General features: G+C 70.9%; 18 protein-coding genes. 3 read left to right on the top strand and 15 right to left on the bottom strand.

The genetic code is table 11. The features are described 5' to 3' along the window. Positions 1 to 14: 14 nt before the first annotated feature. From KBX26_RS30865 to KBX26_RS30825, 9 genes are all read right to left on the bottom strand, one after another. A complete protein-coding gene (locus KBX26_RS30865) occupies positions 15 to 1,022 on the bottom strand; it encodes a Wzz/FepE/Etk N-terminal domain-containing protein (RefSeq protein WP_210867023.1) in 1,008 nt (335 codons plus the stop codon). Between the two features lie 24 nt (positions 1,023 to 1,046). After that, positions 1,047 to 2,504: an O-antigen ligase gene (locus KBX26_RS33110; RefSeq protein ID WP_156057990.1), complete on the bottom strand. Its 1,458-nt coding sequence runs from the start codon at positions 2,502 to 2,504 to the stop codon at positions 1,047 to 1,049. Between the two features lie 179 nt (positions 2,505 to 2,683). Continuing rightward, entirely contained in the window at positions 2,684 to 4,000 is a 1,317-nt protein-coding gene (locus KBX26_RS30855; RefSeq protein WP_156057993.1) for a glycosyltransferase family 4 protein, read from the bottom strand. A 232-nt stretch (positions 4,001 to 4,232) separates the two neighbouring features. After that, complete coding sequence (locus tag KBX26_RS30850; RefSeq protein ID WP_210867022.1) at positions 4,233 to 5,111, bottom strand: sulfite exporter TauE/SafE family protein; 879 nt, start codon at positions 5,109 to 5,111, stop codon at positions 4,233 to 4,235. After that, complete coding sequence (locus KBX26_RS30845) at positions 5,108 to 5,707, bottom strand: rhodanese-like domain-containing protein (protein WP_210867021.1); 600 nt, start codon at positions 5,705 to 5,707, stop codon at positions 5,108 to 5,110. Before KBX26_RS30845 ends, KBX26_RS30850 begins: the two co-directional genes overlap by 4 nt. A gap of 92 nt (positions 5,708 to 5,799) precedes the next feature. Further along, positions 5,800 to 7,200: an MBL fold metallo-hydrolase gene (locus tag KBX26_RS30840; protein ID WP_210867020.1), complete on the bottom strand. Its 1,401-nt coding sequence runs from the start codon at positions 7,198 to 7,200 to the stop codon at positions 5,800 to 5,802. 192 nt (positions 7,201 to 7,392) lie between these two features. Next, positions 7,393 to 7,662, bottom strand: coding sequence for a metal-sensitive transcriptional regulator (locus KBX26_RS30835; RefSeq protein WP_030337683.1), 270 nt, complete (start codon positions 7,660 to 7,662; stop codon positions 7,393 to 7,395). Positions 7,663 to 7,803: 141 nt separating this feature from the next. Continuing rightward, positions 7,804 to 10,080 (bottom strand): catalase/peroxidase HPI, encoded by a 2,277-nt coding sequence (gene katG, locus KBX26_RS30830; protein ID WP_030337684.1) that lies wholly within the window; start codon positions 10,078 to 10,080, stop codon positions 7,804 to 7,806. Beyond that, the gene (locus tag KBX26_RS30825; protein ID WP_280940615.1) at positions 10,077 to 10,532 is read right to left on the bottom strand and encodes a Fur family transcriptional regulator; all 456 of its coding nucleotides are present in this window, start codon (positions 10,530 to 10,532) and stop codon (positions 10,077 to 10,079) included. Before KBX26_RS30825 ends, katG begins: the two co-directional genes overlap by 4 nt. Before the next feature lie 199 nt (positions 10,533 to 10,731). Between KBX26_RS30825 and KBX26_RS30820 the strand changes: the two genes are divergently transcribed. Both KBX26_RS30820 and KBX26_RS30815 read left to right on the top strand, forming a co-directional pair. Continuing rightward, positions 10,732 to 11,139 carry a YciI family protein gene (locus KBX26_RS30820; RefSeq protein WP_030337686.1) on the top strand — a complete coding sequence of 136 codons (408 nt, stop codon included), beginning with the start codon at positions 10,732 to 10,734 and terminating at the stop codon, positions 11,137 to 11,139. 8 nt (positions 11,140 to 11,147) lie between these two features. Next, positions 11,148 to 12,293: an RNA polymerase sigma factor gene (locus KBX26_RS30815; protein WP_210867031.1), complete on the top strand. Its 1,146-nt coding sequence runs from the start codon at positions 11,148 to 11,150 to the stop codon at positions 12,291 to 12,293. A gap of 351 nt (positions 12,294 to 12,644) precedes the next feature. Here KBX26_RS30815 and KBX26_RS32860 read toward each other — a convergent pair whose 3' ends face one another. After that, a complete protein-coding gene (locus KBX26_RS32860) occupies positions 12,645 to 12,767 on the bottom strand; it encodes a hypothetical protein (protein ID WP_256443362.1) in 123 nt (40 codons plus the stop codon). Here KBX26_RS32860 and KBX26_RS30810 point away from each other — a divergent pair. Then, complete coding sequence (locus tag KBX26_RS30810) at positions 12,766 to 13,743, top strand: glycoside hydrolase family 11 protein (protein WP_374224345.1); 978 nt, start codon at positions 12,766 to 12,768, stop codon at positions 13,741 to 13,743. The two genes, KBX26_RS32860 and KBX26_RS30810, sit on opposite strands and share 2 nt — an antisense overlap. A 126-nt stretch (positions 13,744 to 13,869) precedes the next feature. On the opposite strand, the gene KBX26_RS30805 is transcribed toward KBX26_RS30810, so the two are convergent. The 5 genes from KBX26_RS30805 to KBX26_RS30785 form a co-directional block, all read right to left on the bottom strand. Further along, on the bottom strand, positions 13,870 to 15,297 hold the full coding sequence (locus KBX26_RS30805) for a protein kinase (protein WP_307857952.1): 1,428 nt from the start codon (positions 15,295 to 15,297) through the stop codon (positions 13,870 to 13,872). 153 nt (positions 15,298 to 15,450) lie between these two features. Beyond that, positions 15,451 to 16,344: an SGNH/GDSL hydrolase family protein gene (locus tag KBX26_RS30800; RefSeq protein WP_210859870.1), complete on the bottom strand. Its 894-nt coding sequence runs from the start codon at positions 16,342 to 16,344 to the stop codon at positions 15,451 to 15,453. A gap of 123 nt (positions 16,345 to 16,467) precedes the next feature. Continuing rightward, positions 16,468 to 17,142, bottom strand: coding sequence for a hypothetical protein (locus tag KBX26_RS30795; RefSeq protein ID WP_051708870.1), 675 nt, complete (start codon positions 17,140 to 17,142; stop codon positions 16,468 to 16,470). A 61-nt stretch (positions 17,143 to 17,203) separates the two neighbouring features. After that, entirely contained in the window at positions 17,204 to 17,818 is a 615-nt protein-coding gene (locus KBX26_RS30790; protein WP_030337692.1) for a dihydrofolate reductase family protein, read from the bottom strand. Between the two features lie 101 nt (positions 17,819 to 17,919). Further along, positions 17,920 to 18,402: a GNAT family N-acetyltransferase gene (locus KBX26_RS30785; protein WP_210867019.1), complete on the bottom strand. Its 483-nt coding sequence runs from the start codon at positions 18,400 to 18,402 to the stop codon at positions 17,920 to 17,922. Positions 18,403 to 18,730 lie beyond the last annotated feature (328 nt).

Below are 18,730 nucleotides of genomic sequence, written 5' to 3'. Positions count from 1 at the left end.
CCGTTCTCCGATGGTCACGGCCGTGCCGCGGTCACGGTCTCCGCCGGCAGCGCGGGGGCCGCGGTGCTCGCGGCCGCCGGGCGGGTGGCGGCTCGGCCCCGCGAAAGCAGTTCGAGTACGCCCACCAGCAGCACGCCGAGCAGCAGACCCGCACCGCCCACCGGCAGGGCGGTACGCACCAGCTCGGTCAGCCGGCTCACCTCGTGCGCCTCGCCGATGCTGGTCACCTGCTTCGGGTCGGCGGCCTGGGCCTGCGCCCGCGCCGCCTGCAACCCCTCCCGCGCCTGCGACAGCGCGTTGGTCGCCGCGTCCCGTTGGGCGAGCAGCGCCTGGTAGTCGGGGAGTTTCGGCCCCAGCTCGTCGAGCTTCTTCTGGGCGGCGGTGATCGCGCTCGTCGCCGCGTCGACGCCACGGCCGTTGCCGACCGCCTGCATGGAGAGCTGCTGCTGGCGCAGGCTGGTCAGCTCGCCCAGCGTCGCCTGGTAGATCCGGTCCGGCTGGGAGACCTTGTTCGCCTTCTCCCACTCGCCGATCGCCCTGGTCGCCGCTGTGACATCGGCGTTGGCCGCCTCGACCTCACCGGTGGCGATGCCGACCTGGGAGGAGAAGAGGAACGCCAGCGCCCGGGTGGTGGTGGCGGTCAGCACCGGCGCGACAGTCGCCCGGTCACCGACGGTGTACGTCACCTCCAACTGGCTGCTCGCGCCGACCTGGCTGATGGCGAGCCCGTCGCGCAGCCGCTCCGGCGGCACCCCGGTGTCAGCGGCCACGTCGGCGAGGACCCGGGGTGAGGTGACCGCCGCGCCGAACGCCGCGACGAACTGACTCGCCGCCTGCGTACCGGTGTACTGCGTCCCGGCCGTGCCACCCACCAGGGCCGGCGCCGCCACGTACGCGGTTCCGCTGAACTGCTGTGGCGCGAGCAGGACGATGGCGGCCGCGGCCCCGGTGGCGAGTACCGGCACCCCCACGAGTACCCAGAGGCGCCGCCGGGCGACCCGCAGGTAGTCGACGATCTCCACTTTTTCCCCAATGCTGTCGTTCAGTCAAACCGGGACGGACGTGCGTCGTGGCTGCTCGCCGGTCAGGTGCGGAGCCGGTTGGCGGGCGATCACACTGGCCGCCGCGGCGAACGCGACGAAGTACCAGAGGGTGACCACGTTGGATATCACGTTGGAGGCGGCGCTGACCGCCACGAAGGCGGCGGCGCAGCCGGTGAACCCGACCGCGACGCCACGCTCGAAGCTGCCCGGAGGGGCCCGCCGCAGCGCGGTCCGGGCGGTGTACAGAAAGGCGAACAGCATCAGCAGGTACGCCCCGAGACCCAGCAACCCGGTCTCCACGTACGCCCGCAGGAAGTCGTTGTGCGGCTTCTTCGCCTCGTCGGTCTCGCGCTGGGTCATGTTCGGTCCGATGCCGGTCACCGGATTCCGGTCGGCCAGCGTGACGATCTCGGTCCAGTAGCTGATCCGCCACTGCAGGGTGTTTCCGGTCGGGTCGCCACCGACCGCGCGGGACACGCCGAGTTGGGCGAACCGTTCGCCGACGGCGGGCACCAGTGCCACCCCGGCGACCGCCACCACGCAGAGGGTGACCAGCATCCGCTTGCTGCGATGCAGCACCGCGACCACGATCAGGCCGATCGCCGCGCCGAGCAGGGCGCTTCGGGTGTTGGTGAGCAGCAGGAACAGCAGCGAGAGCGCGAGCAGCACGCCGAGGGACGCCCGCAGTCGACGGTCCAGGAAGCGGTACACGGCGAACCCGAAGATCACCATGAACATCAGGTACCGGCCGAACGTGGTCGACTGGCTGAACGTGCCGCTGATCCGGGTGAAGTCGCCCTTCACCTCGGCCGGCGGGTTGCCCAGCAGCGACAGGACGACGGTGTAGCCCAACGCCAGCACCAGTGAGGCGTAGCAGGCGAGCAGGACCCGACGGATCGCCGCAGTGTCCGGCATGAGCTGTTCCAGCACCACGAACATCACCACCACGGTGAGGATGCGCAGCGCCTCCAACAGGCTGTTCGCCGGTCGGCTGGCACCGAGGGCGCTGACCACGCTGCTGGCACCGACGAGCAGCATCGCCCAGCTCAGCGGGGAACCGCGCAGCCGCCCGTGCCGGCTGAGCTGTGCGGCCAGCCAGAGCCCGGCGGCGAGGAGGAACAGCACCGCGAGCAGTGTGGAGGGGTCCGCCGCCCGGGCCGTTCCGGCGGAGTTGGCCTGGCCGGCGCTCGGTCCGGTCAGCTTGAACAGGTCCACGCAGGAACGCACCGCGAGCATCAGCAGCACGTACCCGGCGAACCGGGTCAGCGCGAGCACGGCCACCGCGATCCCCGCTACCACCGCGAGTGGCAGCACCATGCCCCGACGGTCACCGGCCGCCATGGAGACACCGGCGATTACCGCCACGACCGCGGCGGCCAGCGCCGCGCCGCCGGTGAGGAGGCGGGTCGGGTCGAGCCGCCTGGTCATGAGCGGAGTGACCTGCTGCGTGTGTTGTTCCACTGATCCCACTGAACTGAATCGGCGCTGCCCGGCCGCTGCCGGGCGCGGCCAACCGATGTCCTCCCGGCACAAGATCGGTTCAATCTAGCCCTGTCCCCTCGACGGTAGAAGGGGCCGTTGCGCCGACTGTTGCGTCCTCCGCCGGGTTGACCCCCGCTCCCCCGGCGAACACCGCCCGGTCAGTCGGCGGCCGCCGCGCGTCGTGCCCTGCCCCGTCGTCCCGGCTCCGGTGCCAGGCGAAGGTAGAGCTGCTCCAACTCACGGGCGGCGGTGTCCCAGCTGTACCTGCCGGTGACCCGCTCGCCCAGTGCCACGGCACCGGCCCGTTCGCCCGGCAGGTCGGCGAGCAGCGACGTCAGCGCCCGGAACAGGTCGTCCTCGTCGCCGTCGCGGAACAACCGCCCTCCGGCGGCGTCGGCGCTCAGCACCTCGACGTGCGGCGCGATGTCGCTCGCGACGATCGGCAGCCCGTACGCGGCAGCCTCCAGCAACGTCAACGGCAGCCCTTCCAGCCGGGACGGTTGGACGAATCCGGCCGCACCGGAGTACAGCTCGGCGAGCAGGTCGCCGTAGGCGAACCCGGTGAAGACGATCCGGTCGTCCGCCCCGGCTTCACGGCGCAGCCGGTCCACGAAGTCGTCGGTGAACGACGACCCGCCGACGATCGCCAGGCGCATCGGGGTCTCGGTGCGCCGGAAGGCCCGGATCAGCAGGTCGGCCGCCTTCTCCGGCACCAGCCGCCCGACCAGCAGCAGGTAGCCGCCGGGGGTCAGCCCGAACCGGTCCTGGATCTGCCGGGTCCGTGCCGTTCGGGCCGGGTTCACGCCGTTCGGGATGTAGGTCGTCGGGCTGCCGAACCGGGTGCTGTAGTGGGCGGCGAGCCCCTGGGAGACGGCCACCCGCTGGTGCGGGACGTACCCGCTGAACCAGTGGGCGCTGCCCAGCACCGCCCGGGCGGCGAGCCCCCACTTGCCCCGCTGGTTGTCCAGTCCGTGCACTGTCAGCACCACCCGCGCCCGGGACAGGGCGCGCGGGAGCGGGGCGACCAGGGCCGGGCCGAGCCCGTGGTAGTGCACGATGTCGGGCCGCGCGGTCATCGCCGCCATGGTCGAGGTCGCCGCGTGCACGATGGCGTCGAGGTGCTTGCTCGCGATCGTGTGGGTCTGGCGCAGCCGCACCCCCCGGTAGCCGTCGGCGGGTGTCTCGCCGTAGCTGCGGCGGCAGTAGACGGTGACCTCGTGCCCGTAGCCGGCGAGCCGGCTGGCCATCTCCTCCACGTGCCGTTCGATCCCGCCGTAGGTCGCCGGCATCCCCTTCTGGCCGATCATCGCGATCCGCAGCGGACGCCAGCTCGCGCCCGCTGCGGCGCTGTCCCGTCCGGCGGCCCACGCGTCGAGCGCCTGCCGCGCCGCGACACCCTCGCCCCGCTGGCGGGGAATCGCAGAATGTCCGGTGCCCTGGTCCACATTGTCGGTCTGCAGGTCGGGGTGGGCCACGATGACTCCCTGCGTGACTAGGTGCGCGCCCGCGCCCGGGCAGATCAACACCTTGCCATGAACGGGCCCGTCCGCCAGCCGATCATCCAGACAAAAAAATCATCGGTGGGATTCGTGGCTCGTGACATGCCATCCGGATGACATCTACGCGGACGGCTGTCAAACCAGGTCGACCAGCGGATGAACAGCCGCAACGGCTTGCGTCCCACCGCGCGCGCCAGGCGGCCGGGTGTCAGTGGCGGGGCGACGATCCGCTCGGTTCGGACGCTCTCCTGGTGTGCAGGACGGTCAGCGTCACGGTGATCGCGGCGGCGACGCCGACGCCGGCCCAGAGCAGCGGCCTGGTCCGCAGGTCGTCGGGCAGTTGCTGACCGAGGACGAAGACGCCCATCACCACCACGAACCAGCCGAACGCCTTGCGCAGGATGTCCGCCGGGATCCGCTCGGTGAGTCGTCCACCTGCCAGGCTGCCGGCGACGGCAGCGACGGTGACCGCTGCCGCGAGGCTCCAGTTGATGTCCACTCCGGCCAGATAGCCGGCCAGGCCGGCGAACGACTTCATGGCGATGACCACCAGCGAGGTGCCGACCGCTACCGGCATCGGCAGGCCACCGAGCAGCGCCAGGGCGGGCACCACCAGGAAGCCGCCGCCCGCGCCGACCAGGCCGGTCACCAGGCCGACCACCACACCGTCGAGGATCACCCGTGGCACCGGCAGCTCGTGTGGCACCACGGTGCCGGCGGCCTCGCGTCGGCCACGGATCATCGCCACCGCGGTGGCCAGCATCATCACCGCGAACCCGGTGAGCAGGATTCCGGCGGGGATGAGCCCGGCCAGGCGACCACCGGCGTAGGCGCCGGTCATGCCGGCGAGACCGAAGATCAGGCCGGTGCGCCAGCGCACCCGGTGGGCGCGGACGTGCGGGATGACGCCCACCAGGCTGGTGGCGCCGACGACGAGCAACGACGTCGCGATGGCCTCCTTCGCGGGCAGATCGGCGACGTAGACCAGCAGCGGTACGGCGAGGATCGAGCCGCCCCCGCCCAACAGCCCGAGGCTGACCCCGATCAGCACGGCCAGCCCGACGGTCAGCGCCACTGTGGCGGTCATGCCCGCTCCACGGCGCTCCCACGCAGCTGGCCCATGACGGTGTCGAGGTCGCGGCTGGCACCCCGGTTGTAGGGCAGCTTGCCGAGCAACATCCCCATGGCGCAGGTGTTGGTGACGGCAGCGACGGTCAAGCCGGCGCCGATGGCCCCGGCCACCCACTTGAGCTGCGGCACGAACACCGAGGCGAGAATGCTGACCAGCACGATCGAGCCGGCCACCAGGCGGACCTGACGTTCGAGGTCCCAGCGGGGCACGCCCCGCGTGACCGGCGCGTCGGCCGCCTGCCAGGACATGATGCCGCCGTCCAGCACCGTCAGGTTGGGCAGGCCGACCCCCGCCAGGGCCTGCTGGGCCTGGCGGGCGCGGGCACCGGAGCGGCAGACCAGAACGACGTCCTCGTCCAGCTGGTCGCGCAACTCCCGGCGGTGCTCCTTGAGCAGGTCGAGCGGCACGTTGTACGAGCCGGGGATGTGCGCCGTCTCGAACTCCGCCGGGGTACGCACGTCCAGCACCCGGGGCGCATGACCGGATTCGATCAGTTCGCGAAGGCCGGTGGCGTCGAGCGTGGCAGGGCGCGCGGTCTCGGAAGTACTCACTTACTCCGCTTTCTTGGATGGGGTGTCAGCTGTCACGGCAGGGGAAGCCGGCCGGCGGCGGTGGCGTCGGCCGGTGGTGCGGACTGTTCCGGTCAGGCAGCGGTGACCAGATCCAGGCCGGCGGTCCGGGCGTGCCCGAACGCGTCGTCGACCACGACCACCTCGCGGCCGGCGTTCGTCAGGAGAGAGGCGGCGACGGTGGCCCGGTAGCCCGAGCCGCAGTGCACCCAGACGGTGCCCGTCGGGACGTCGGCCAGCCGCCGGGGCAGGTCGGGCAGCGGGATGTGCGCGGCGCCGTCAATGTGGCCGGCCCGCCACTCGTTGGTCATCCGCACGTCGAGGATCACGTCCGCGCCGGGCAGACCGGCCGGGATCTGGCCCTTCCGCGCCGCCGCGAGGGCCCCGAAGTCCGCCATCCGCAGCTCGCGCAGCTGACCGGGGTCAGTCGCCCAGCGCGTGGCGTCGCCGGTGGCCTGCGCGGCGGGACGGTCGATACCGATGCGGACCAGTTCACGTTGGGCGTCGGCGACCTGCTGCGGTGTCTCGGCGAGCAGGGTGATCGGCACCCCCCACTCGATCAACCAACCGAGCCAGGTGGCCATCGGACCGTCCAGACCGAGACTGACAGTGCCGGCCAGGTGCGAGGCGGCGTACGCCTTGCGGTGGCGCAGGTCCACCACCCACTCCCCTGCTGTCATCCGCTCGCGTAGTTCGGCGGCGTCGGCGCGGGTCACCGGCGTGAGGTCGACCGGGGCCGGGCCGGCGGCGTTGGCCACCCCCATGTGGGCGTAGTACGCCGGGTAGGCGTCGAGGCCGGCGAGGGTCTCGGTGACGAAGTCGTCAGCGGCCAGGCGCAGGACGGGGTTCTTCTCCTTCTCCCGGCCGATGGTCGACTCCGGAGCGTCGGCCTGACTGGCCGAACAGAAGCTGCCGAACCCGTGCGTGGGCCACACCTGCGCACCGTCGGGCAGCAGATCCGCCAGCCGTTTCGCCGAGGCGTGCTGCTGCTGGGCCAACTCGTGGGCGTGCTGCTGGCCCAGCAGGTCGGTACGGCCCGTCGTGCCGAACAGCAGCGACCCGCCGGTGAAGACGCCGGTTGCCTCCCAGCCGCCGTCGGTGGCCACGTCCAGGACGTACGACAGGTGGTGGAAGGTGTGGCCCGGCGTGCCGATCACCCGCAGGCGCAGGGAGTCGGAGACGCTCACCTGGTCGCCGTCGGCGACCGACGTCCGCGCGAAGCCGACCTCGTCGGCCCCTGCCACCACGTAGTGCGCGCCGGTGATCCGCGCGAGTTCCAGCCCGCCGGAAACGTAGTCGTTGTGCAGGTGCGTCTCCAGGACGTGGGTGATCCGCACGCCCTTCTCCCCCGCCAGGTACATGATCCGGTCGATGTCGCGCTGGGGGTCGACCACGATCGCGACCTGCCCGTCCGAGGCCAGGTAGCTGCGATCGCCGAGGGCGGACGTGGCGACGACGGAAACCTCAACTGACATGTCCTGCGCTCCTTTCCGGATACCCCGGGGGGTATGTGGACGACACACTGCTGCCTGGTTCTTCACCCACACTGTTCCCGCCCACACCATTGCCAGTCGGCGCGGCGGACCCTCGGGCACGATGAGCCCGCCGCGCCACACCTCGACGGGACGGTCCGGGCCCGCCCCCGAGAGGGCGAACCCGGGAACGCCTCAGGCGAGAGCCAGGAAGAGCTTCTCGAGCTCCTCCTCGGTCATCTCCGGCTCCTCGCCACGGTCACGCGCGGCCCCACAGTGCCGCATGCCCGACGCGATGATCTTGAAACCCGCGCGGTCGATCGCCTTCGACACCGCCGCCAGCTGGGTCAGCGCCTCGCGGCAATCCTGACCGTTTTCCATCATCTCGATAACCGCGTTGAGCTGCCCACGCGCCCGCTTGAGCCGGGTCAGCGCATCCGAGGTCATCTCCGGTCGAAGCTTCATCGGCACCTCCTGGAGGCAACCATACCCCCGGGGGTACCCACCCTGCCAACAGTAGCCGAGAAAACGGCCATATCGGGTGTCATATGCCGAAAGAGCCCCGGCCGATCACAGCGGATCGGCCGGGGCTCTCGGTGCTACCTGTCAGGCGAGATCGAACCGGTCCAGCTCCATGACCTTGGTCCAGGCGGTCACGAAGTCGGCCACGAACTTGTCGCGGGCGTCCTGGCTGGCGTAGACCTCGGCGAGGGCGCGCAGCTGCGAGTTGGACCCGAAGATGAGGTCGACCGCGGTGGCGGTCCACTTCAGCTCGTCGGTGGCCAGGTCGCGGATCTCGTACACGTGCTCCTCGGACTTCGACGCGCTCCACCGGGTGCCCGGCGAGAGCAGGTTGGCGAAGAAGTCGTTGGTGAGCACGCCCGGCCGGTCGGTGAGCACACCGTGCCGGCTGCCGCCGACGTTGGCGCCGAGGGAACGCAGACCGCCGATGAGGACGGTCATCTCCGGCGCGGTGAGGTTGAGCATGTAGGCGCGGTCGACGAGCAGCACCTCCGGCTGGGTCTTCTCGCCGGCACGCAGGTAGTTGCGGAACCCGTCGGCACGCGGCTCCATGACCTTGAAGGACTCGACGTCGGTCTGCTCCTGGGTCGCGTCGGTGCGGCCCGGCCGGAACGGCACAGTCACCTCGACGCCGGCGTCCCGCGCCGCCTTCTCCACAGCGGCCGAACCGGCCAGCACGATCAGGTCGGCGAGCGAGATCTTCGCCCCGCCGGCCGCGTTGAACTCCTGCTGGATGCCCTCAAGGGCGGTCAGGACGGTCGCCAGCTGCTCGGGCTGGTTGACCTCCCAGTTGCGCTGCGGCTCCAGGCGGATGCGCGCCCCGTTGGCGCCGCCGCGCTTGTCCGTGTAGCGGAAGCTCGCGGCGGAGGCCCAGGCGGTGGAGACCAACTGGTCGATCGTGAGCCCGGACTCCAGAACCTTCGCCTTGAGCGCGGCGATGTCGGCGTCACCCACCAGCTCGTGGTCGACGGCCGGCACGGGGTCCTGCCACAGCTGCGGCTCGGCCACCCACGGCCCGAGGAAGCGCTCGATCGGGCCCATGTCGCGGTGCAGCAGCTTGTACCACGCCTTGGCGAAGGCCAGCGCGAACTCGTCGGGGTTCTCCAGGAAACGGCGGGAGATCTTCTCGTACGCCGGGTCGACGCGCAGCGACAGGTCGGTCGTGAGCATCGTCGGCTTGTACTTCTTCGCCGGGTCGAACGGGTCCGGGATGATCGCCTCGGCGTCCTTGGCGACCCACTGCTTCGCGCCACCGGGGCTGGTGGTCAGCTCCCACTCGTAGCCGAAGAGGATCTCGAAGAAGCGGTTGCTCCACTGCGTCGGCACGTCGGTCCACGTCACCTCGAGACCACTGGTGATCGTGTCGCCGCCCTTGCCGCTGCCGTGGGTGCTCAGCCAGCCCAGGCCCTGCGCCTCCAGCGGGGCGCCCTCGGGCTCCGGGCCCACGTGGTTGTCGGCGACGCCGGCGCCGTGGGTCTTGCCGAAGGTGTGACCACCGGCGATGAGGGCGACGGTCTCCTCGTCGTTCATCGCCATCCGGCGGAAGGTCTCGCGGATGAAGTGCGCCGCCGCGGCCGGGTCGGCGTTACCGCGCGGGCCCTCCGGGTTGACGTAGATGAGGCCCATCTCGGTCGAGCCGACGCCGGCCGCCATCTCCTTCTCGGAGGCGTAGCGCTCGTCGCCCAGCCAGGTGTCCTCCGGACCCCAGAAGATCTCCTCGGGCTCCCAGACGTCCTCGCGACCGAAGCCGAAGCCGAAGGTCTTGAAGCCCATCGACTCCAGGGCCACGTTGCCGGCGAGCACGAGCAGGTCGGCCCAGGAGATCTTCTGGCCGTACTTCTGCTTGACCGGCCAGAGCAGCCGGCGGGCCTTGTCCAGGTTGGCGTTGTCCGGCCAGCTGTTCAGCGGCGCGAACCGCTGACCACCGTCACCGGCGCCGCCCCGGCCGTCCTCGATGCGGTACGTGCCGGCGGCGTGCCAGCTCATCCGGATCATCAGGCCGCCGTAGTGGCCGAAGTCGGCCGGCCACCAGTCCTGCGAGGTGGTGAGAACGTCGGTGATGTCGCGCTTGAGCGCCTCGACGTCGAGCTTCGCGAACTCCTTGGCGTAGCTGAAGTTCTCGCCCAGCGGGTTGCCCTTGTTCGAGTGGGCGTGCAGCACCGAGAGGTCGAGCTGGTTGGGCCACCAGTCCCGGTTGGTGCGCGGACGACCACCGGTCTTCGGGGTCGGCGAGTCGATCGCCGGGTTCTCACTCTCGCTGCCGTGCGCGGTCACCGAGTCGTGCGCGACCGGGCAGCCGGCCGCTGCCTTCTGGTCCACGCCCTGCGCACTGGTGGGGCGGTTCTCCTGGGTGTCGCTCATGTGCTTCCTTCCGAGCTTGCGGATCTCTGGGGCGTGCGGTCGGTCGCGCAGTCGGGGCAGGTGCCCCAGTAGACGACCTCCGCCTCGTCGACCACGAAACCGTGGTCGCCCGAGGCGGTGAGACAGGGGGCGTGACCGACGGCGCAGTCGACGTCGGCGATGGTGCCGCAGGAGCGGCACACGACATGGTGGTGATTGTCCGCGACCCGGGACTCGTAGCGGGCGGTCGCCCCGGCGGGCTGGATGCGCCGCACCAGCCCGGCGTCGGTGAGCACGCGCAGCACGTCGTACACCGCCTGGTGGGAGACCGTGGGGTGACCCGCCCGGACCAGCGAGATCACCGCCTCGGTGCCGATGTGCGGGTGGTCGCGCAGCGCCGCGAGCACCGCCAACCGGGGCCGGGTCACGCGCAACGAGACGGCCCGCAGCTGCGCCTCGAAGTCGGACATCACGGGTACGAACACTAGCTCACTTTTTTGGAACGAATCAAGTTTTGGGCCCACCCGAGGTACCCCAACGGCGGACGATTCACCCGAGGTTAACCTGCGGGGGAAGAAAAAGCGGACAGCCATGTCGAGAAGTCCCGACCGGCTCCGTCCCCGGGGTGAACGTGACCACGATGGGTCGCAGCCAGCTTCAAGGAGCATCACGATGGCCAAGTACCTGCTGCTCAAGCACTACCGGGGCGGCCCGGCGGCGGTGCACGACGTGCCGATGGACCAGTGGACGCCGGCGGAGATCTCCGCCCACATGCAGTACATGCGCGACTTCGCGGCCCGGCTCGAGGCAACCGGCGAGTTCGTCGACGGCCAGGCACTCGCCCCCGAGGGCACGTTCGTCCGGTACGACGGCCCGGGCCGACCGCCGGTCACCGACGGCCCGTTCGCCGAGACCAAGGATCTCATCGCCGGCTGGATGGTGATCGACGTCGACAGCTACGACCGGGCGGTCGAGCTGGCCGGGGAGTTGTCGGCCGCTCCCGGTGCCGGCGGCAAGCCGATCCACGAGTGGCTGGAGCTGCGCCCGTTCCTGAGCGAGCCGCCGACCATCACGGAGTGACAACTCCGATGGACGAGACGCTGCTGCGCAACCTCACGCCGAGCGTCCTCGGGATCCTCGTCCGCCGCGGAATCGACTTCGCGGCGGCCGAGGACGCCGTGCAGGACGCCCTGGTCGAGGCGGTCCGCGTCTGGCCGGTCGACCCGCCGCGCGACCCGTTGGGCTGGCTGACCACTGTGGCGTGGCGGCGGTTCCTCGACGCGGCCCGAGCCGACGCCGCTCGCCGTCGGCGTGAGGATCTCGTCGACGAGGAGCCGGCGCCGGGGCCCGCCCCCACCGTGGACGACACCCTTGCGCTCTACTTCCTCTGCGCCCACCCGTCGCTGACGGCGTCGTCGGCGGTAGCACTCACGCTGCGCGCCGTCGGCGGCTTGACCACCCGCCAGATCGCGCACGCCTACCTGGTGCCCGAGGCGACCATGGCGCAGCGCATCAGCCGGGCGAAACGCACCGTCTCCGGGCTGCGGTTCGACCGACCCGGTGACGTCGCCACCGTGCTCCGCGTCCTCTACCTGGTCTTCAACGAGGGCTACTCCGGTGACGTGGACCTCGCCGCCGAGGCCATCCGGCTCACCCGACAGCTCGCGGCCGCGATCGACCACCCCGAGGTGGCGGGGCTGCTCGCCCTCATGCTGTTGCACCACGCCCGCCGCGCCGCCCGTACCGCGCCCGACGGCACCCTCGTGCCCCTCGCCGAGCAGGACCGCGGCCGCTGGGACACCCGGTTGATCGCCGAGGGCGTCGAGATCCTCCAGGCGGCCCTGGCCCGCGACCAACTGGGCGAGTTCCAGGCCCAGGCCGCCATCGCGGCGCTGCACGCCGACGCGCCCACCGCAGCCGAGACCGACTGGGTGCAGATCGTGGAGTGGTACGACGAACTCGTGCGCCTGACCGACAACCCGGTCGTCCGACTCAACCGGGCGGTGGCGGTCGGTGAGGCCGACGGTCCCCGGGCCGGCCTGAGGGCTCTCGCGGCGCTGGACGACACACTGCCCCGGTACACGGCGGTGGCGGCGTACCTGCACGAGCGCGACGGCGACCTGGCGACGGCGGCGCGGCGGTACGCCGAGGCGGCCCGGCAGGCCCCCAACCTCGCCGAACGCGACCACCTGACCCGGCAGGCCGCCCGGCTCAACGCGCTCGGGCGTCGCTGACCGGTCGCACCAGCGGTCGTTGTCCGCACCATCTGCCACTGTCGGCGCACGAGATCCGGAAAGTCTCCGGAACTTTCAGCGATCTTCGGCCGAGCCCTCGCTCCGCCACTGTGAACGTCCGATGACCACCCTGCGCTCTGATCCACTACTGACCTGGATGAATGTGGAATCAGCGACGACGGCTGTGTTGCCATTGTGTTTCCGAAAATTGTTGACAAGCCGTGGACCGGGTCATACGGTCGCCATCGACGGCGCTCAATCGTCGTCAGCACCAAACCACCGCGACCCACTTCTCCGGTCGTCGTGCAGGACGACCGGCCCCACCACCAGAGCGGTATGACGCCGTGGCCCTTACCCGACCACCGGCAGCCTGCCGAGGCGTACCGCGCCGCTGGCCCCCCGCCAGCCGTCACGAGGAGGCAACAGTTCCATGACCGACACCAGCCACACCAGACCGAGAAGTCGCGGCCGCATGCGGTTGCTCCTCGGCGCCGCATGCACCGCCGTCCTGGCCGTCGCCGGCACGATGACGGCCACGAATGCGTACGCCGAGGCCGACCGGACGCTCACCTCGAACCTCACCGGCACGCACAACGGGTACTACTTCTCGTTCTGGAAGGACAGCGGCAACGCCAGCATGACGCTGCGCGCCGACGGCCGGTACACCAGCAGTTGGGACCGGAGCACCAACAACTGGGTCGGCGGCAAGGGTTGGGCCACCGGCAACCGACGGACGGTCAGCTACTCGGGCAGCTACAACCCGGGCAACAACAACACCTACCTCGCCCTGTACGGGTGGACCCGCAACCCGCTGGTCGAGTACTACGTGGTGGAGAACTTCGGCAGCTACAACCCGAGCAGCGGCGCCCAGCGGTTGGGCACTGTCACCACCGACGGCGGCACCTACGACATCCTCCGCAGCCAGCGGGTCAACGCCCCGTCGATCGACGGCACCCAGACGTTCTACCAGTACTGGAGCGTCCGCCAGCAGAAGCGCTCCAGCGGCACCATCACCACCGCCAACCACTTCGACGCCTGGGCCCGCGCCGGCCTGAACCTCGGCAACCACAGCTACCAGATCATGGCCACCGAGGGTTACCAGAGCAGCGGCAGCTCCGACATCACCGTCCGGGAGGGCGGTAGCGGCAACCCGACGTCCGGGCCCACCACCGGCAACCCGGGGACCGGCAACTGCACCGCGACGCTCTCCGCCGGCCAGCAGTGGGGTGACCGGTTCAACCTCAACGTCGCGGTCAGTGGCACCAACAACTGGGTCGTCAGCCTCGGCCTCGGTGGCGGCCAGAGCATCCAGAACAGCTGGAACGCCGCGGTGAACGGCAACAGTGGCACTGTCACCGCGACGCCGAACGGCAACGGCAACAACTTCGGTGTGACGATCATGGCCAACGGCAACTGGACCTGGCCGACGGTCACCTGTCGTACCAGTTGACGCTGAGCACCACCTGACACCACCTCTGGCGTGGGGGGCCCCGCCCCCCCGCGCGAGAGGTACCCGGCCGCCACGCCTCGACGGTCCCGACGGGCGCGCCCCGGCCGTGACAGTCGCCGCCGTCCGCTAGGCCTGCGGCGCGGCGCTCTCGCCGGCCACCGTCTCCCGCTCCGGCGATTGCTCAGTGTCGTCGGATTCCTCGCTGTCGGCCGCTGGTGCCTCGGTCGGCGCCACCGAGGATGGCGCCGTTGTTCCACCGGTCGGGTCGGTCGTCGGCTCCGCATCGGGGCTCTCGGAGGTGGTGGGTCCGGGCGCGTCCGAGGTGCTCGTGCTGGAGGGTGTCGGTCGGCCCGCCGCCCCGTCGCCCGCCGAACGGCTGGGCGTCGGCGACCCGGGCGCACGCACCGGCACGCCTGCTGAACCGCGGTTGGCCGGTTCACCGCCGCCGGCGCCGGGCCCGGGCTCCTGCTGCGCGGGCGCCGTTGGCGACACCGAGGACGGCGCTCCGGGCGGCGTCGACGATCGCCCGGCCGGGCCCGGCATCATGCCGGTGGGATCGGCGAACACCAGGACGGCAGCCGCGGCGGCCATCGATCCGAGAAGCACCGCGAGCACCTTCGGCCCGGGACCCCCCGACCGCTTCGCCGCGCCGCCGGCAACCGAGCGCCGGGCCGGGAAGCGCCCGGCCGCCGCCGCGACCGGCGCGCCGACGGCCGTCCGCACCAACTCATCGGACGGCTCCGCGAGCGTCTGCGCGGCGGTGGCCATCGCCGCCGCCGTCGGGAAACGGCGGGTCGGCTCCTTGGCCATCGCGGTGGCGACCAGGCGCTGGACCTCCGCCGGAACGTCCTCCGGCAGCGCCGGTGGCTCCTCCTCGAGATGGCGCAGCGCCACCGCGACGGCGTGCTCGCCCTGGTGCGGGGGCCTACCGGCGAGGCAGTGGTAGACGACCGCACCGAGCGCGTAGATGTCGATCGCCGAGGTGGTCTCGTTCCTGGTGATCTGCTCGGGGGCCATGTAGTGGGCGGTGCCGACGACCTGGTTCGTGCCGGTCAGGCTCGCCGCCTCCGGCGTCACCGCGACGCCGAAGTCGACGAGTACGACGTGCCCGTCCGGCTCGATGATCAGGTTGCTGGGCTTCACGTCCCGGTGCACGAGGCCGGCGTCGTGTGCGGCCTGAAGCGCGCGGGCGGTCTGCGCGGCGATCGACATCGTCTCGGCCACCCCCAGCCGACCGACCTCGGCGATCCGCTCCGACAGGGGTTGTCCCTGCACACACTCCATCACGATGTACGCGAGGACCGGCGCGTCGGCCTGGGACACCTCGCCGTAGTCGTAGACCTGGGCCACGCCCGGGTGACGCAGGGCCGCCATGGCCCGCGCCTCGCGGCGGAAGCGCTCGCCGAAGCCGGCGTCGGCGACCAGCCGAGGTTGCAGCATCTTGACCGCCACGCAGCGGTCCAGGGTGTCGTCGACCGCCCGCCAGACGTCACCCATCCCACCGCTGGCGATGCTCTCGACCAGGCGGTAACGGCCTCCGATGACTTGCCCCACGCTCGGCATGACACGTTCGGTACCCCGGACTGCGCGATCTCAAGCACCGCGACGTCGCCTCGGGTGGTGGTGCCGCGTCGGGAAGCACCGTCAGCGCCGACGGTGCTGCGCCGGCCCCGCCGTTTCCGACGGGGCCGGCTCAACCGGGTCCGGTCAGCTGTTCAGCCTGGCCAGCAGGGCGGTGGCCATGCCCTGCTCACCCCGGGCGTTGGGGTGGAACGGCGCGGCCGAGTTCTGCGGCACCAGACCCTCGACCCACCGGGTGCCGCTGCTCTTGCACGCGTCGCGGCCGATCGACGGGGTGTAGACATCGGCGTAGGTGGCGCCGTTGGCGCTCGCGGCGCTGGCCAGCATGGCGTTGAGCGACTTCTCGATGCCACGCAGGTACGGCACGTCCTGGTAGGCGATCGGGACGACCGGCCAGCAGCCGTAACCGGTGTCCGGCAGGATCGCCGGGTAACCGAGCACCACCACCCGCGCGTTCGGGGCGGCCCGCCGGACCGCCTGCAGCACGGCGGTGACCTTCGGCGTGGCGGCGACGATCCGCGCCTGCAACTGGTCGACCCCTCCGGCGGTGTACCGGTTCTTGCACGGCGAGCCGAGCGGGCTGCTGACGCTGGCCTCCGCACAGTCGCCGATGATGCCGGCGAAGCCGATGTCGTTGCCCCCGATCTGCACCGTCACCAGCGAGGTGTTCGAGGTGACCGCGTTGAGCTGCGGCGGCAGCGTGATGCCCAGTGCGCCACTACCGCCGTAGAGGATGTCGTCGGTGGTGGCGCCGGAGCAGCTCACGTCGGCGAACGACGACGAGCCGGCGGACGCCGCCACCAGCGACGGGTAGTTGCGGTTGGACCGCAGACAGTTGAGGTCGATCTGGGTGGGGACCAGCGGACCTGAGGTGTACGAGTCGCCCAGCGCGACGTAACGGCCGGTGGGCACGGCCGCGCTGGCGGGGGTGGCGACGGTGAGCAGCACACCGGCGGTGGCGAGGGCGAGGGCGGCCAACCGGGTGGCTGCCCGCATCCGGGGCAGGCGGGGACGGGTCATGGAGGCTCCCAGGAGGGGATCAGGGGTGGTGGTGCCCGAGATCCTGTCGCCGCCGACCGCCCCCGTCAATATCGATCGGCCTCACTAAACACCCGTCCGAAGTGTGGGATGAATCGGTAGCCGTCAATCCAGCGGCGCATACCATCGGGCGCCGGTGACCCGGATCCGCCGGGACTGCTTACGGTTCCACTCCACCCGCATGCCGTGCTTGCGGAGCACCGGAAACGCGACCTCGTCCAGCAGTCGTTCCAGGTCGGCCTGGTAGCTGGCCTGCTGCTCGGCCTCCGACAGGGCGGCATAGGCGACCTCGTCGAAGTCGGCAGCGGGATAGACGCCGTAGCCGAGGTAGACCTCGCCGTCCTCGCTTGCGATCAGCGACTCCGTGTCCTGCTGGTGGTACCAGAGGAACCCGTGCCAGTGGCGAGAGTCGTCCCGCTCGTCGTGGATCTCGGCGCTCGCGCAGGTGCCGCAACAACTGAAATCCTCCCGAGCCAACACCCCCAGCTCATTGAGCTCGGCGAAGGCACGGGTGAGGTTGCCGCGCACCTCACCCCACCCGCGCTGCTGCTCCCGCCGAAACGCCAACGCCGCCTCGTACGCCGTCCTGAGGTCGTCGTCGGTGGCACCGCACCGCTCGTCGGGGTCGTCGAAGACGTCGACGAACTCGTCCGGGTCGCTCTCACCCCGCACCACCCAGCCCCACAGCTCGTCGTCGACGGCGGTGCGGCCCGGCTCAGGGACCCGATCGGTGAGGAACCTGACGCCCTCGGGGCGGTCGTTGTACGTCCACTCAGTCACGACGAGATCTTCACATGGGCGTACGACTATCCCGGTCCGCGAGCGACCGGCCAGGAACGCCCTAGTTGCCGGCCGGCACCTGATCCTTGACCTCGTCGTAGCCGACCGGCGTCGGCGCCGTGCCCGGGGCGTAGATCACGCGGAGGACCCCGGTCGGGAACGCCTCCGAAGCCACGAGCCGCAGGTGGTACGCCGCGTCGCCCTCGTCGAACAGCCTGCGGCCCTTGCGCGCGGCCACCGGGTGCACCAGCAGGCGCAGTTCGTCGACCAGGCCCGCGGCCAGCAGTTGCTGCACCACCGAGATCGACCCCGGGATGAGGATGCCCCGGACGCCGGCATCGGCCTTGAGCGCGCTGACGGCGTCGAGGAGGTCCCCGTTGATCAGCTCCGAGTTGCGCCAGGAGAACTCCAGCGACTGACGCGAGACGACGACCTTGCGCATGTCGCCGAGTTGCTTGGCGAACGGTGCGTCTTCACCACCGGCGGCCTCCCGGTCGGGCCAGGCCCCGGCGAAGCTGTCGTACGTCTCGCGGCCGATGAGCAGCACGTCGGCGGTGTCGTAGTCCTCGGTGACGGCGCGTCCCATGTTCTCGTCGAAGTACGGGAAGTGCCAGTCAGGGTCGATCTCGGCCACGCCGTCGGCCGAGATGAACAGCGTGGAGATGACCTTTGCCATCGCGGGGGGTCCCTTCGCGTCGGTGATGTCGACCGGCGCATCGTCCCAAACTCGTCCGCCACCGACAGCCCCGATGACGCGTGTCGTATCCCGTCTTTTTGTCAGCCGGACGTCACGGGAGCGAGCCAGTGCCACGTTTCGAGCAGCTTCGACTGCCCCAACCCGTTCGTCCTCTCGACGACGTCATCGTCGCTTCGGAGGTATCCGGCGGACTCGGCGACCCGCTGCGAGGGCACGTTGCCCTGCACGATGCTCAACCGTAGTCGGGTGAAGCCGAGTTCCTGGTGGCAGAACGCCGTCATCAACCGCAGCGAACGCGACGCCATACCCCGGCCGCGGTGCGCCGGGCCGACGGCGTACCCGAGCACCCCGATCGCCACGTGCAGCGCGACGAGGCCGAGCGGCTCCCCGCCGTCGCGTGTCACGGCCAGGTCGACGACGCCCTGCGCGCGGCGCCGTCGGATCCTGCTGAGAAAGGCGTCCGCGTCGAACGGAGAGGGGATGTCGGTGTTCGCCGCGATGTCCGGCGCGTCGAAGAGGCCCGGCATGGACGGCAGATCCGCGTCGAGCCAGTCGCGCAGCACAATTCCCTCCCCTTTCAGAACGAGAGGGGAGGCGATGGGATCGACCGCCGGCGAAATTGTCGATTCGCAGCTCACACACCATCCTTGCACGGCTGTCGGCACCGGCCGGAACGGCGGGAACTGACCGGTTGCCGGTCGCGAGAGGTGCACCACACCTGGCGTGGCGCGGGCGGGCTCGGCGTCCTGCCGAGCCCGCCCGTTCCCTGTCAGTCGAGTGTGATCAACCGGGTCAGCGCTGCAGCGTCAGCAGACCCGGCCGGTACGGCAGCAGACCGTAGTCGACGCCGTTGGAGCTGGGGGAACGACCCTGGTAGAGCAGTTGCAGGTT

The sequence above is a fragment of the Micromonospora sp. C97 genome (genome assembly GCF_018070385.1).
In the GTDB taxonomy this organism is placed as follows: Bacteria; Actinomycetota; Actinomycetes; order Mycobacteriales; family Micromonosporaceae; genus Micromonospora; species Micromonospora parva.
This window is presented reverse-complemented; position numbering and strand designations above follow the sequence as displayed.